The organism is Streptomyces sp. Isolate_45 (assembly GCF_024721315.2).
Taxonomy (GTDB): Bacteria; Actinomycetota; Actinomycetes; order Streptomycetales; family Streptomycetaceae; genus Streptomyces.
Map to the genome: position 1 here is coordinate 1 of NZ_JANFAK020000058.1, position 13,922 is coordinate 13,922.

Below are 13,922 nucleotides of genomic sequence, written 5' to 3' on the forward strand. Positions count from 1 at the left end.
GTTGAAACACTTTTACCAAACACGACGCTATGCCTATCTCCGGGCGGCGCGGCGCGCGGCCCAGTCGGGCGCGGCGGCGACGACCGCGCCGGAGGTGTCGTAGAGCGCGGCCCAGCCGTGGACGTGCGCGGCGAGCTTCGACAGCAGCTCGGCGGGCCCGTCGGCGGACAGGGCGGCCCGCGTCAGTTCGCGCTGCGCCTCGAAGCCGGCGGTCACGGCCCGGTACTGGTCGGCGGCGAGGGCGGCGGAGACGGCCTTGCTGATGGCCAGGAACGGGGTCCGCCTCGGCACCTCCAGCAGCGGCAGGTCCTCCTCCCGGGCGGCCTCGACGAGCGCGTCGGGGACGGCGTCGTAGTTCACCCCGACGGCGAAGCCGATGCCGACGACGCCGGCGGCCGCGAGCCGGCGCACGTAGCGGCGCATCTCCTCGGGATCGTCCGCGTCCAACTTCATGGCGGTGACCAGCAGCAGCTCGCCACCCTCCATGTAGGGGACCGGGTCGGCCAGCTCACTGACGTGGGCCCAGCGCACGGGCGTGTCGAGGCGGGTCTCACCGGCCCGGACGCTGAGCTTGAGCGCCGAGTGCTGGACGAGCGAGGCGAGGGTGAGCGGCATCGGGTACCAGGTGCCTTACGCGGGAGGACGGGTGACGGGTATCGGGGTTTTCGCCGTGTCGTATGAACGACTCTCTCGATTCTGCCACCCCGTACGGGTTCGCTCAGCCCTTCCCGGCCAGCCGCAGAAGCAGCGGAGCGGCCCGTTCCCCCCGTACGGAGGTCAGCGACAGCACCGCGCAGCCGGGCGGTACGGCGTGCGCGAGGTCGGAGGCCGACCAGCGCTCCCGCTCCACCTGGCGCACGGTCACCGCGTCCGTGGTGACCGCCTTGCCCGTGACGAGCTTGCGGAAGGCGTGGATGGCCCGGGTCAGCGGCTGGTCGGCGAAGACCGTCCGGTGCGTGACGTCGCGGGTCTCGACCCACTCGGTGCCCCAGGCCTCGGCGAAGCGCTTGCCGTCCCAGGTGGTGACCCCGGAGAAGGCCATCCGGCAGCCGACCGCGCCGAGCAGCGGGGTGCGCAGGCCCTCCGGTACGTCATCCAGGGTGCGCAGGGTCAGCAGCACCCCGGCGTTCGCGGACCGCAGCCGCTGCACGCCGCGCACGGTCTCGGGAGCCAGGGTGTGCGAGGCGTCGTCGAGGGCGAGGAAGGCGAAGAGCGAGCGGTCGCCACGGGCCGCGGCGGCCGCGTTGAACTGGGCGAGGAGCAGCCGGGACAGCATCCGCGAGGCGTCGGCGTGGCCGCGCTCGGGAAGGTCGACGCGGACCCGGATCGGGTGTTCCAGGGCGCGCATCGAGAACGGCCGGCCCTGGCCGCCGGTATCGAAGAACCCGGCGAACGCGGGCCGGTCGAGGAGGGCGAGCCGGTCCGCGAGAGCCGGGCCGGGGTCGCCGTGGGCCCCGTGCTGGCGGGTCCGGGCGTCGAGCTCGCGGAGCATGGCGTGCCGCCCGGCGCCGTCGGCGTCCTCCAGCGCCCGCCGGAGCGCGGCGAGGGCGGGCGGCAACCCGTCGAGCAGCTCGCGCAGCTCGGGCACGGCGGGGAACCGGCCGTGGGCGGCGTGGAACGGCCCGAGCAGCTGCGCGAGCGCGGTGGCGGAACGGCGCACGTCGACGCCGGGGACGTCCCCGACGAAGGCCTCGGCGAGCAGGGTGGCGGCCTCGTCGGGGTCGACGGCGCCGCCGTAGAGGTCGAGGTCGTAGAGGGAAGCGGGATCCCCGACGCGGACGACGACGTCGTACGCCGCGTCCGGCCCGAGCCGCGCCCCGGCCGCGCCGACGGCGACGACGGCGACCTGCCCGGCCAGCGCCTGCAGGGCGAGGCTCTCGACGACCGGTCGCACGAGCCGGGAGGTCTTGCCGCTGCCGGAGGGGCCGACGGCGAGGAGGGAGGTGCCGAGCACACCGGGGTCGAGGGCGAGGGAGGTACCGCGTCGGGCGTAGGGGTTGCGCTCGCCGTCCTCGACGGTCCCGAGCAGCACCTGCCGGGCCAGCAGGTCGTGCCGAGCGGCCCGCGCCGGCAGGTCCCGGGCCCCGGACGGGTGCACGCAGGCGGCGGCCCCCTTGTCCCGCACGGCCTCCGCGAACGCCTGCCGCCGCGAGGGCTCGACCCGCACGGACTCCCAGGCCCGCCGGATCCGCACGTAGTCGACGTCGTTCATCCGCCCACCGACGACCTCCCCCCGAAGCCGATCGGCAACGTCCCCCAACCCGGCTTCCCGAACCTCGGGCCAGGCGACGGGGTCACCAGAAGGGTCCGCCGGTACCGCCACGGGGGGCGCGGTATCCGGTCCGAGCGGCATGGGCCCGCGGGCAAGCCGGAGGAAATACACGATGATCGGCGCTGAGACCACGAGGTAGGACAAGTTGCCCACCAGGGTGACCATTCCCGCGCTCATGTCCTGGTACGGCAGATGATCCGCGACGAGACCGAGCAGCGGCAGCGTCCTCGTCCAGATGAGCAACAGCACAAACAGGGCCCCCGCAGTCGCCCCCACGACCCTGGCCCGGCGTCCGCGCGCCGCGACCAACCGGACGAAGGCCAGGCGCCAGGACCCGAGACGGCTGAACCACACCACCAACAACACCGTCACCAGCGTCATGTACGCCTGCAGCGCGGCGACACCACGCCCGTCCACCGGAGCACCCCGCAGCTCCCACCAGTCCCGGGGAGTGAAGAGCTTGAGGGGCAGGTCCGTGTAGGGGATGTAGTTATTGCTCAACAGCGACCAGATGAGCACACACGCCAGAAACGAGATGACCGCTCCGCTCAGCAGCGCGCGGTCGGCGGCGGGTTCCTCCTGGACTCTTTGGCGGGGCTGGTGACCCGGCCGCCAGATCCCCGGCTCAGCCAAGGGCCTCGGCGTTCGGAGCCAGTCGGCCAAGGGCGAAGCCGCACCGGCCCCCGGCGGCCTCGTCGGCATCGGCGGTGCCCCAGCCGGCGCCCCAGCCGGCCGGGGCACCTGCCCCGCCCGGGTCGCCTGTCCGTCGTACGCACCGTCGGTGTCCATGAACCCCTGCCCCCTACCCGTGCCGTGCGCTGCGCTGCGGCGCTCAATCTAGTGCCCGGCCGGGGCCTTCGGCCCGTGGCCGGGCACGATCCACGAGACACCGGCGGGTCGCGTCCTATGGCCGTCGCGGACAAGGACACGCCGGCACCACTCCCGAACGGAGCATGCCTTACCCCCTCTCCCGGACCTAACCTGCGGACAAAGACACAAGTGCGTCCGAAAACACCCCCCAGGAGCCCCCTATGACCGCTGTCCCGCAGGAGCGCCGCATCGTCACCGCGATCCCCGGCCCCAAGTCGCAGGAGCTGCAGGCCCGCCGCCTTTCGACGGTGGCCGGCGGCGTGGGCTCCGTGCTGCCCGTGTTCACGGCCCGCGCGGGCGGCGGGATCATCGAGGACGTCGACGGCAACCGCCTGATCGACTTCGGTTCCGGCATCGCTGTGACCTCGGTCGGCGCGTCCGCCGAGGCCGTCGTGCGCCGCGCCTCCGCGCAGCTCGCGGACTTCACGCACACCTGTTTCATGGTCACGCCGTACGAGGGCTACGTCGAGGTCTGCGAGGCCCTCGCCGAGCTGACCCCGGGTGACCACGCGAAGAAGTCGGCGCTGTTCAACTCCGGCGCCGAGGCCGTCGAGAACGCCGTCAAGATCGCCCGTTCGCACACCAAGCGCCAGGCGGTCGTCGTCTTCGACCACGGCTACCACGGCCGTACGAACCTGACGATGGCGCTGACCTCGAAGAACATGCCGTACAAGCAGGGCTTCGGTCCGTTCGCCCCCGAGGTCTACCGCGTCCCGGTCGCCTACGGCTACCGCTGGCCCACCGGTGCCGAGAACTGCGGCCCCGAGGCCGCCGCCCAGGCGATCGACCAGATCAGCAAGCAGATCGGCGCCGACAACGTCGCCGCGATCATCATCGAGCCGGTCCTCGGCGAGGGCGGCTTCATCGAGCCGGCCAAGGGCTTCCTGCCGGCGATCGTGAAGTTCGCCAACGACAACGGCATCGTCTTCGTCGCCGACGAGATCCAGTCCGGCTTCTGCCGCACCGGCCAGTGGTTCGCGTGCGAGGACGAGGGCATCGTCCCCGACCTGATCACCACCGCCAAGGGCATCGCGGGCGGCCTGCCGCTCGCCGCCGTGACGGGCCGCGCCGAGATGATGGACTCCGTCCACGGCGGCGGTCTGGGCGGCACCTACGGCGGCAACCCGGTGGCGTGCGCGGGCGCGCTCGGCTCGATCGAGACCATGAAGGAGCTCGACCTCAACGCCGCGGCGAAGAAGATCGAGTCCATCATGAAGTCCCGCCTGACGGCCATGCAGGAGAAGTACGACATCATCGGCGACATCCGCGGCCGCGGCGCCATGATCGCGATCGAGCTGGTCAAGGACCCCGCGTCCAAGACCCCGAACCCGGAGGCGGCCGGCGCGCTCGCCAAGGCCTGCCACGCCGAGGGCCTGCTCATCCTCACCTGCGGCACCTACGGCAACGTGCTCCGTTTCCTCCCGCCGATCGTCATCGGCGAGGACCTGCTGAACGAGGGCCTGGACATCCTGGAGACCGCGTTCGCGGGCATCTGATCCACGGGCACCTGATCGAACGGCTAGAACGTCCGGTCGCAACATCCCGACCCTACCGGCGGTAACCGTCGGGCACTGTGAAGAAGCTGTGCGGGGCCGATGACGGGAGCGCGTTCCCGCTGTCGGCCCCCCTTCCGTTGGCGTACGGTTTCTGCAGATGAGTGAGACAGACCGTTCGCGGGAAACCGAGGACGACACCAGTACCGGGCTTCCCCAGCGCCGTACTGGGCATGCGTTCGCGCACACTCCTCACCGATCGGACGGCCGTCCGCCCCAAACCCCCCGGGGCGCGCGGCAACCCGATCCGGGCGGCCGTCCCGGAACCATCCCCCCTGTTCCGGGACGGCCGGCCATTCTCCTCCTCGTGGGCCTCTGCCCCCTCCTCTTCGCCCTGATCACCTGGCAGGTCCTGGTGACCGGGCCGCTGCTGACCCCTGATCGGGCGCTGAGCCGCGCGCTCGTCCGCGCGGTCCCCGACGCGGTCACCGAAGCCCTCGCGGACATCGGCAACATGCCCGTCGCCCTGCCCGTCCTCCTCGTCGCGATCGCGTACGCCCTGTACCGCGGGGACCGCCGCGGGCCGCTCGCGGCCGCCGTGGCGATGGCCCTGGTGCCGGCGCTCGTCATCCCCCTCAAGGAGTGGACCGCCCGGCCGGGCCCGCTGGAGCCCTGGGCGGCCGGCTACTTTCCCTCGGGCCACACGGCCACCGCCCTGACGGCCTACGCGGGCGCGGCCCTGCTCGTCTCCCCGTACGCACGCCGCCACTGGCCCCTGCCCCTCGCGGCCGTCCTGACCGCCCTGACCGCGACGGGCCTGATCCTGCGCGGTTTCCACTGGCCCCTGGACGTCCTGGCCAGCCTCCTCCTGTGCGCCCCGCTCCTCGTGTGCGTCCACCGGGCGGTGGCGTACGGCCGGCCGCCGCGAGGGGCCGGCCGACCGGGTCAGCCGCCGAAGTAGGAGTCGAAGTTGCGGCTGAACTCCCAGCCGCCGAAGCGGTCCCAGTTGATGGACCAGGTCATCAGGCCCCGCAGAGCCGGCCAGGTGCCGTGGGTCTGATAGCCGCCGCAGTTCTGCTTCTTCATGAGGCAGTCCAGCGCCTTGGTCACCTCCGCCGGGGAGGTGTGGCCGTTGCCCGCGTTCGTGGTCGCCGGGAGGCCGATGGCGACCTGGTCGGGCCGCAGGGGCGGGAAGACGCGGGCGGTGTTGCCGGCGACGGGGAAACCGGTGAGCAGCATGTCGTTCATGGCGATGTGGAAGTCGGCGCCGCCCATGGAGTGGTACTGGTTGTCGAGGCCCATGATCGGTCCGGAGTTGTAGTCCTGGACGTGGAGGAGGGTCAGGTCGTCGCGCAGGGCGTGGATGACGGGGAGGTAGGCGCCGGCGCGCGGGTCCTGGCCGCCCCAGGGGCCGGAGCCGTAGAACTGGTGGCCGAGTTGGACGAAGAACGTCTCGGGGGCCATGGTCAGGACGAAGTCGGGGCCGTACTTGGCCTTGAGGGTCTTCACCGCGGCGATCAGGTTGACGATCACCGGGGTGGTGGGGGCGCGGAAGTCGGTGTCGCCGGTGGCGAGGGAGAGGGAGTGGCCCTCGAAGTCGATGTCGAGGCCGTCGAGGCCGTACTCGTCGATGATCTTGCCGACGGACGTGACGAAGGCGTCGCGGGCGGCAGGGGTGGCGAGCTGGACCTGGCCGTTCTGGCCGCCGATCGAGATCAGGACCTTCTTGCCCGCGGCCTGCTTGGCCTTGATGGCGGCCTTGAACTCGGCCGGGGACTCGACGTTCGGGCACTCGGCGACCGGGCAGAGCCGGAAGCGGATGTCCCCCGAGGTGACGGAGGTCGGTTCACCGAAGGCGAGGTTGATGACGTCCCAGGAGGCGGGGACGTCGGCCATGCGTACGTAGCCCGATCCGTTGGCGAAGCTTGCGTGGAGGTAGCCGACGAGGGCGTGCGCGGGAAGGCCGGGGCCGCCCGGGCCGCCGCCGTCGGGGGGCGTGGTGGCGGAGGCCGGGGCGCTGCGCGGGGATTCGCCCGCCGCGTTCACGGCGCTGACCTGGAAGGTGTGCGTGGTGGCGGGGGCGAGCCCGGTGACCGTGGCCGAGGTGCCGGCGGCGGTCTGCGGGTCGGCGCCCGCGCGGTGGATCCGGTAGGAGGTCGCTCCGGTGACCGGGGCCCAGGTGAGGGCCACCGATCCGGCGGAGGCGGCGGTCGCGGTCAGGCCGGTGGGGGCGGCCGGCGGCTGGGGTTGGCCCGGGCCGCCGGGGTCCGGGCCGATCAGGGTGACGCCGTCGGTGTGGTGGGCGGGCCGGCCGTACCAGCCGTGGGTGTACACGGTGACCGAGGTGGTCGAGGGGCCGGTGCGGAAGCCGGTGGTGAGCTGCTTCCAGGCGCCCGCGCTCTGGGTCCAGACCGAGGTGTCGGTGGTGCCCGTTCCGGTCGCCCCGAGGTAGACGTAGGCGCCCTGGACCCAGGCGGCGAGCGTGTAGGTCGAGTCGGGCTTGACGGTGACGGTCTGGGAGCAGCGGGCGTTGTCCTGGCCGGCCGGGGTCGCCCTGAGCGCCGAACCGCCGCTGTGGACGGGGGTGGTGACGGTGGCTCCGCTTCCGCCGGAGCAGCTCCAACCGTCGAGGCCGGCCTCGAAGCCGCCGTTGCGTACGAGATCGGCGTCCGCCGCCGCGGCCGGCGGGCCCGCGGCGAGGAAGCCGGCCGCCGCCAGGGCGGCGGCCGTAAGGATGGACCAGGTTCTGCGCACAACTGCCTCCGGAACGTGGGGTGATGGAGGGGGTCAGCGGCGCCCAAGATGGTCCAGACCAATGCGCTTGTCAAGGCTTCCACCCCTCCGGCCCCCGCGGACCGGTCGCGCCGGCGGACGCGGCGGTCGCCGCCGCCTCGTGCATGGCGAGTTCCAGGACGGCCGGGTCGGTGAGGGTTCCGCTGCCGTCCGGGACCACCAGCCAGCGGACCCCGCCCGTCGCCCGGCCGGGGTACGGGACCACGATCCAGGTGCCGCACCCGGCTCCCCGTACGCCGGTGCCGAGCCAGCGCGAGGCCGTCCCCGGGGGTACGAGGAAGCCGACCCGGGAGTCCCCGAAGTCGGCCAGTACCGGGCCCGGTCCGCCGGGCAGCAGGCGCAGTACGTCGAGGGCGGCCAGCCCCAGTTCCCCCGGGAGGATGAGCACGTCCCAGCCCCGGCCGGCCGGGAGGAGGGTGACCCCGAGGGGGTTGCGCTCCCACTCCCGGCGGCAGGCGTCGGGATCCGGCGCCACCGATACCAGCCATTCCACTGCCGTCTTGGTGCCCGCGAGCGTCATCGCCCGGCCTCCGTTCGTCTCGTGCGGTGAGGGGTTCTCACCGGGAGAGAGCGGGGCCGGGACGGATTATGACGCGGGTTGCGTTACTCCGCGGTAGTGAGGCGGGTCACACGGCGATCGCGCGTGCGCCCGGCGCGCGGCGGTGGGCTCATCCGTTGATCGTCCGGCCGCACCGGACGAAGCCTCCGACCGGCCGCGGATCGGCGCGCCGGCGGATCAGCGGGGCCGCGGATCGGCGCGCCGGCGGATCAGCTGTCGAACCCGAGGCCCAGTCGGTCCAGCGTCCTGAGCCAGAGGTTCCGGTGCCCGCCCTTGGCGTCCGCGCGGGCCAGCGACCACTTCGTGAGGGTGATCCCGGTCCAGGCGAAGGGCTCCGGCGGGAACGGCATCGGCTTGGAGCGCACCATCTCCAGCCGGGTGCGTTCGGTGGGGACGCCGTCCAGCAGGTCGAGCATCACGTCCGCGCCGAAGCGGGTGGCGCCCACCCCCAGGCCGGTGTACCCGGCCGCGTAGGCGACCTTCCCGGAGTGCGCGGTGCCGAAGAAGGCGGAGAAGCGCGAGCAGGTGTCGATGGCGCCGCCCCAGGCGTGGCTGAATCTGACCCCTTCCAGCTGCGGGAAGGCGGTGAAGAAGTGCTCCGCGAGCTTGAGGTAGGTCTCGGGGCGGTGGTCGTACTCGGAGTCCAGCTTGCCCCGGTAGGGGTAGATCGCGTCGTAGCCGCCCCACAGGATCCGGTGGTCCCGGGTGATCCGGAAGTAGTGGAACTGGTTGGCGCTGTCACCCAGCCCCTGCCGGTTGCGCCAGCCGATGGCGGCGAGCTGCTCCTCCGTCAGGGGCTCGGTCATCAGCGCGTAGTCGTACACCGGGACCGTGAACGGCCGGATCCGCTTGACCAGCGACGGGAAGATGTTGGTGCCGAGCGCGACCCGGCGCGCGAGGATCACCCCGTACGGGGTCTCCACGGTCATCCCGGCCCCGGCCGGTGCCATCCTCAGGCCGCGGGTGTTCTCGTAGATCCGTACGCCGAGGTCCAGGCAGGCCCGCTTGAGGCCCCAGGCCAGCTTCGCCGGGTTGAGCATGGCGACGCCGTCGCGGTCCCACAGGCCGGCGAGGAAGGTGGGCGAGTCGACCTCGGCCCGCAGGGCGTCGCCTTCCAGCCATTCGGAGCCGTCGCCGAGGCCGAGGCGGCGGGCCTCCTCGTGGAGCTCGCGCAGTTCCTCGACCTGGTGCGGTTCGGTCGCCACGTCGATCTCGCCGGTGCGCTCGAAGTCGCAGTCGATGCCGTAGCGGGCGACGGCCTCCTCGATGGCGTCGAGGTTGCGGGCGCCCATCTCCTCCAACTTGGCGAGGTCCTTGGGCCAGCGGGCCAGCCCGTTGGCGAAGCCGTGCGTGAGGGAGGCGGCACAGAAGCCGCCGTTGCGCCCGGAGGCGGCCCAGCCCGCCTCCCTGCTCTCGATCAGGACGACGTCCCGGCCGGGGTCGCGCTCCTTGGCGAGCAGCGCGGTCCACAGACCGCTGTAGCCGCCGCCGATGACGAGCAGGTCGCAGCGCTCGTCGGAGGTGAGGGCGGGCTGTGGGGCGGGCTTGCCGGGGTCGTCGAGCCAGTACGAGACGGGCTTCGCTTCGGAAAGTGAGTTCGCGACACTACGCATGGCGACTGGGGCCATGTCTTCCAACTCCCTACAGGGGTCTACTTCGGTTGCGCCTTCTTGCGGCGGTTGCCGACCATCTGGCCGGCGAGGACCACCAGCACCGCGATGACGAACATCGCCGTGCCGATGACGTTGATCTGCACGGGCGTGCCGCGCTGGGCCGATCCCCACACGAACATGGGGAAGGTGACGGTGTTGCCCGAGTTGAAGTTGGTGATGATGAAGTCGTCGAACGAGAGCGCGAAGGAGAGCAGCGCTCCCGCCGCGATGCCGGGCGCCGCGATGGGCAGCGTGACCCTCAGGAACGTCTGCACCGGGCCCGCGTAGAGGTCTCGGGCGGCTTCCTCCAGGCGCGGATCCATCGACAGCACGCGCGCCTTGACGGCGGCGACGACGAAGCTCAGGCAGAACATGACGTGGGCGATCAGGATGGTCCAGAAGCCCAGGCGGATGCCCATGTTCAGGAAGAGCGCGAGCAGTGAGGCGGCCATCACGATCTCCGGCATGGCCATCGGCAGGAAGATCAGCGAGTTGACCGCGCCGCGCGCCCGGAACCGGTAGCGCACGAGCGCGAAGGCTATGGCGGTGCCGAGGACGGTCGCGCCGATGGTGGCCCACAGGGCGATCTGGAGGGACAGTGCCAGGGAGCCGCACAGGTCGGCGACCCCGCAGGGGTCCTTCCAGGCGTCGAGCGAGAACTCCTGCCAGGAGTAGTTGAACCGGCCGGTGGGGTTGTTGAAGGAGAACAGCGTGACGACGAGGTTCGGCAGGATCAGGTAGGAGAGCGTGCACAGTCCCGCGATGACGACGAGATGACGGCGCAGCCAGGCCAGGGGCTTGTTCATCAGACCAGGTCCTCCGTTCCCGCTCGGCGGATGTAGATGGTCACCATGATCAGCACGATGGCCATGAGGATGAAGGACAGCGCGGCCGCCGTGGGGTAGTCGAGGATCCGCAGGTACTGCGACTGGATGACGTTGCCGATCATCCGGGTGTCCGTGGAGCCGAGCAGTTCGGCGTTCACGTAGTCGCCGCTCGCCGGGATGAAGGTCAGCAGGGTCCCGGAGACGACGCCGGGCATCGACAGCGGGAAGGTCACCTTGCGGAACACCGTGGCCGGACGGGCGTACAGGTCGCCGGCGGCCTCGTGGAGGCGGGTGTCGATGCGCTCCAGCGAGGTGTACAGCGGCAGGATCATGAACGGCAGGAAGTTGTACGTCAGGCCGCAGACGACGGCGAGCGGGGTGGCGAGGACCCGCTCCCCCTCGGTCATGCCGAGCCAACTGGTGACGTCGAGGAAGCCGATGCCGTTGAGGACGGCGACCACGGGTCCGCCGTCGGCCAGGATCGTCTTCCAGGCCAGGGTGCGGATCAGGAAGCTGGTGAAGAACGGGGCGATGACGAGCACCAGCAGGAGCCCCCGCCAGCGGCCGGCCTTGAAGGCGATCAGGTAGGCCAGCGGGTATCCGAGCAGCAGGCACAGCGCCGTCGCGGTGCCCGCGTACAGCAGGGAGCGCAGGAACTGCGGGTAGTACTCGGTGAAGGCGTCCCAGTACGTCCGGAAGTGCCAGGTGACCTCGAAGCCCTCTTCGAGGGAGCCGGTCTGCACGGAGGTGGAGGCCTGGTAGACCATCGGCAGCACGAAGAAGACGAGCAGCCACAGGATGCCGGGGAGCAGCAGCCAGTACGGGATCAGTCGCTTGCGCAGCGACGGCTTGTGCACCGGCGGTTCCGGTGCGACCGGGGCGGGCGCCTGGGTCGGCGCGGTGGTGGCGCTCACGCGCTCTCCTCGGCGGTCTCGACGCCCGCGTCGCCCATCGTCCCCGCGAGCATGGACTGGGCGGCGTCCAGTCCGAAGGTGTGCTCCGGGTTCCAGTGGAGGACGACTTCGGCGCCGGGGACCAGGCGGGCGTCGCGTTCGATGTTCTGCGCGTACACCTCCAGTTCCGGGCAGACCGGGCTGTCGATGACGTACTGGGTGGAGACGCCTATGAAGGAGGAGTCCGCTATGCGGCCGGTGATGGTGTTGCGGCCCGCGGCGATGGTGTGCTCCTCGTCCGCGTGGACCAGGGAGATCTTCTCCGGGCGCACGCCGACCAGGAGTTTTCCGCCCGCGCGGGGCGTGGTCGAACATCGTGCGGCGGGCAGCCTGAGCCGGGTGCCTGCCGAGCTGACGGTGACGTCGGCGGAACCCGCCTCCAGCACTTCCGCCTCGATGAGGTTGGAGGTGCCGAGGAAGTTGGCGACGAAGGTGGTCCGCGGGTTCTCGTAGAGCTCGGCGGGGGCGCCCAACTGCTCGACGCGGCCGCCGTTCATCACGGCGACCGTGTCGGCCATGGTCATGGCCTCCTCCTGGTCGTGCGTGACGTGGACGAAGGTGATGCCGACCTCGGTCTGGATGCGCTTGAGCTCCAACTGCATCTGGCGGCGCAGCTTGAGGTCGAGGGCTCCGAGCGGCTCGTCGAGGAGGAGGACCTGCGGGTGGTTGATGAGGGCCCGTCCGACGGCGACGCGCTGCTGCTGGCCACCGGAGAGCTGGTGGGGCTTGCGCTGCGCGAACTGGCCGAGCTGGACGAGCTCCAGCATGTCGTCGACCTGCTTCTTGACGGACTTGACGCCCCGGCGGCGCAGTCCGAACGCGACGTTCTCGAAGATGTTGAGGTGCGGGAACAGCGCGTAGCTCTGGAAGACCGTGTTGACCGGGCGCTTGTACGGCGGCAGGTGCGTGACCTCGCGTTCGCCGAGGCTGACCGTGCCGGTGGAGGGCTCCTCCAGGCCGGCGATCATGCGCAGGGTGGTGGTCTTCCCGCAGCCCGAGGCGCCGAGCAGGGCGAAGAAGGAGCCCTGGGGGATGGTGAGGTCCAGCGGGTGCACTGCGGTGAAGGATCCGTAGTGCTTGCTGATACCGGCGAGGCGGACGTCCCCGCTCGCGGTCTTGTCAGTCATGGGCCTGGGCCTTCGGTGGTCTCGTCGGAAGGGGCGGGAGGCACGGGTGCGGGAGGCGGTGCACCGTGCGGGAGGCGGATCCGTCAGGCGCCGATGAGCTTGGCGAACTTCTCCTCGTACGCGGTCTCTTCCTCGCTCGTCAGGGAGCGGAAGGCGTGGGCCTTGGCGGCCATCGCCTTGTCCGGGACGATCAGCGGGTTGTCCGCGAGCGCGGGATCGATCTTCGCGAGCTCTTCCTTGACGCCTTCGACCGGGCAGACGTAGCTGATGAAGGCGGCGAGCTGGGCGGCGATCGTGGGCTCGTAGTAGAAGTCGATGAGCTTCTCGGCGTTGGTCTTGTGCCGGGCCTTGGCGGGGACCAACAGGTTGTCGCTGGAGGTGATGTATCCGGGGGCCGGGATGGCGTACTTGATGTCCGGGTTGCCGGCCTGGAGCTGGATGACGTCGCCCGCCCAGGCGAGGCAGGCGGCGAGGTCGCCCTTGTCGAGGTCGGCGGTGTAGTCGTTGCCGGTGAAGCGGCGAATCTGCTTGGTGTCCACGCCCTTCTGGAGCCGGCCTATCGCCCCGTCGAAGTCGGCGGTGGTGAACTTCGCCGGGTCCTTGCCCTGGTCGAGGAGGGTCATGCCGACGCTGTCGCGCATCTCGGTGAGGAAGCCGACGCGGCCCTTGAGGGTGGGGTCGTCCAGCATCTGCGTGACGGAGTCGACCGTCTTGCCGTCGGTGGCCTTGGAGTTGTAGGCGATGACGGTGTCGATGCCGGTCCACGGGTAGCTGTAGGAGCGGCCCGGGTCCCAGTCGGGGCCGCGGAACTGCGGGATCAGGTTGGCGTAGGCGTGCGGCAGGTTCGCCGGGTCGAGCTTCTGCGCCCAGCCGAGGCGGATGATGCGGGCGGCGAGCCAGTCGGTGACGACGATGAGGTCACGGCCGGTGTCCTGACCCGCGGCCAGTTGCGGGCGGACCTTGCCGAAGAACTCGACGTTGTCGTTGATGTCCTCGGTGTACTTGACCTTGATTCCGGTGCGCTTGGTGAACTCGCCCAGGGTCGGACGGCTCTTCTCGTCGTCGCTGGTGTCCATGTACTCGGTCCAGTTGGAGAAGTTGAGCTCCTTCTCCTGTGCCGAGCGGTCGTCGGAGGCCGCGGCCGTGTCGCCCTCCCGCTTGGCGGGCGGGATCCCGCAGGCGGTGAGGGCGGACAGGCCTCCGAGGGTGAGCGCGCCGACTCCGGACGCGCGCAGCAGGGAGCGGCGGGTCAGGGCGCCGCGCCCGCTGGTCAGACTGCGTCGCATCGCGGCGAGTTGCGCCGCCGAGAGACGGTCGGGCTCGAACTGCTCCATGCGCGTTGCCCTTTCGGGATGGGTGTGCCGCTGGTCAGGCGG

The 13,922-nt window shown here is 71.2% G+C and carries 10 protein-coding genes and 1 pseudogene; 2 read left to right on the forward strand and 9 right to left on the reverse strand.

The window, feature by feature from the left end:
* Positions 1 to 39: 39 nt before the first annotated feature.
* Both NOD94_RS19850 and NOD94_RS19855 read right to left on the reverse strand, forming a co-directional pair.
* A pseudogene (locus NOD94_RS19850) lies at positions 40 to 615 on the reverse strand (PucR family transcriptional regulator ligand-binding domain-containing protein); the annotation flags it as partial.
* A gap of 103 nt (positions 616 to 718) precedes the next feature.
* Positions 719 to 3,061, reverse strand: a complete 2,343-nt coding sequence (locus NOD94_RS19855) for an ATP/GTP-binding protein (protein ID WP_281207329.1) — start codon at positions 3,059 to 3,061, stop codon at positions 719 to 721.
* Between the two features lie 242 nt (positions 3,062 to 3,303).
* Here NOD94_RS19855 and gabT point away from each other — a divergent pair, with 242 nt between their 5' ends.
* Positions 3,304 to 4,638, forward strand: coding sequence for a 4-aminobutyrate--2-oxoglutarate transaminase (gabT, locus tag NOD94_RS19860; protein ID WP_281207330.1), 1,335 nt, complete (start codon positions 3,304 to 3,306; stop codon positions 4,636 to 4,638).
* Positions 4,639 to 5,002: 364 nt separating this feature from the next.
* Positions 5,003 to 5,596, forward strand: coding sequence for a phosphatase PAP2 family protein (locus tag NOD94_RS19865; RefSeq protein WP_319193829.1), 594 nt, complete (start codon positions 5,003 to 5,005; stop codon positions 5,594 to 5,596).
* Here the strand turns inward: NOD94_RS19865 and NOD94_RS19870 are convergent.
* The 7 genes from NOD94_RS19870 to NOD94_RS19900 form a co-directional block, all read right to left on the reverse strand.
* Positions 5,581 to 7,389, reverse strand: a complete 1,809-nt coding sequence (locus NOD94_RS19870; protein WP_281207332.1) for a glycoside hydrolase family 18 protein — start codon at positions 7,387 to 7,389, stop codon at positions 5,581 to 5,583. The two genes, NOD94_RS19865 and NOD94_RS19870, sit on opposite strands and share 16 nt — an antisense overlap.
* A gap of 70 nt (positions 7,390 to 7,459) precedes the next feature.
* Positions 7,460 to 7,948, reverse strand: a complete 489-nt coding sequence (locus NOD94_RS19875) for a hypothetical protein (RefSeq protein WP_281207333.1) — start codon at positions 7,946 to 7,948, stop codon at positions 7,460 to 7,462.
* Between the two features lie 248 nt (positions 7,949 to 8,196).
* On the reverse strand, positions 8,197 to 9,615 hold the full coding sequence (locus NOD94_RS19880) for an FAD-dependent oxidoreductase (protein ID WP_281207334.1): 1,419 nt from the start codon (positions 9,613 to 9,615) through the stop codon (positions 8,197 to 8,199).
* Between the two features lie 23 nt (positions 9,616 to 9,638).
* Positions 9,639 to 10,445: an ABC transporter permease gene (locus NOD94_RS19885; RefSeq protein ID WP_281207335.1), complete on the reverse strand. Its 807-nt coding sequence runs from the start codon at positions 10,443 to 10,445 to the stop codon at positions 9,639 to 9,641.
* Entirely contained in the window at positions 10,445 to 11,380 is a 936-nt protein-coding gene (locus NOD94_RS19890) for an ABC transporter permease (protein WP_281207336.1), read from the reverse strand. Before NOD94_RS19890 ends, NOD94_RS19885 begins: the two co-directional genes overlap by 1 nt.
* A complete protein-coding gene (locus NOD94_RS19895; protein ID WP_281207337.1) occupies positions 11,377 to 12,546 on the reverse strand; it encodes an ABC transporter ATP-binding protein in 1,170 nt (389 codons plus the stop codon). Before NOD94_RS19895 ends, NOD94_RS19890 begins: the two co-directional genes overlap by 4 nt.
* 83 nt (positions 12,547 to 12,629) lie before the next feature.
* Positions 12,630 to 13,880 carry a spermidine/putrescine ABC transporter substrate-binding protein gene (locus NOD94_RS19900; RefSeq protein WP_281207338.1) on the reverse strand — a complete coding sequence of 417 codons (1,251 nt, stop codon included), beginning with the start codon at positions 13,878 to 13,880 and terminating at the stop codon, positions 12,630 to 12,632.
* Positions 13,881 to 13,922: the final 42 nt, after the last annotated feature.

Coding starts and splice junctions, on each gene's coding strand:
- NOD94_RS19855 (WP_281207329.1), bottom strand. CDS start 3,061: ATGGACACCGACGGTGCGTACGACGGACAGGCGACCCGGGCGGGGCAG.
- gabT (WP_281207330.1), top strand. CDS start 3,304: ATGACCGCTGTCCCGCAGGAGCGCCGCATCGTCACCGCGATCCCCGGC.
- NOD94_RS19875 (WP_281207333.1), bottom strand. CDS start 7,948: ATGACGCTCGCGGGCACCAAGACGGCAGTGGAATGGCTGGTATCGGTG.
- NOD94_RS19880 (WP_281207334.1), bottom strand. CDS start 9,615: ATGGCCCCAGTCGCCATGCGTAGTGTCGCGAACTCACTTTCCGAAGCG.
- NOD94_RS19885 (WP_281207335.1), bottom strand. CDS start 10,445: ATGAACAAGCCCCTGGCCTGGCTGCGCCGTCATCTCGTCGTCATCGCG.
- NOD94_RS19895 (WP_281207337.1), bottom strand. CDS start 12,546: ATGACTGACAAGACCGCGAGCGGGGACGTCCGCCTCGCCGGTATCAGC.
- NOD94_RS19900 (WP_281207338.1), bottom strand. CDS start 13,880: ATGGAGCAGTTCGAGCCCGACCGTCTCTCGGCGGCGCAACTCGCCGCG.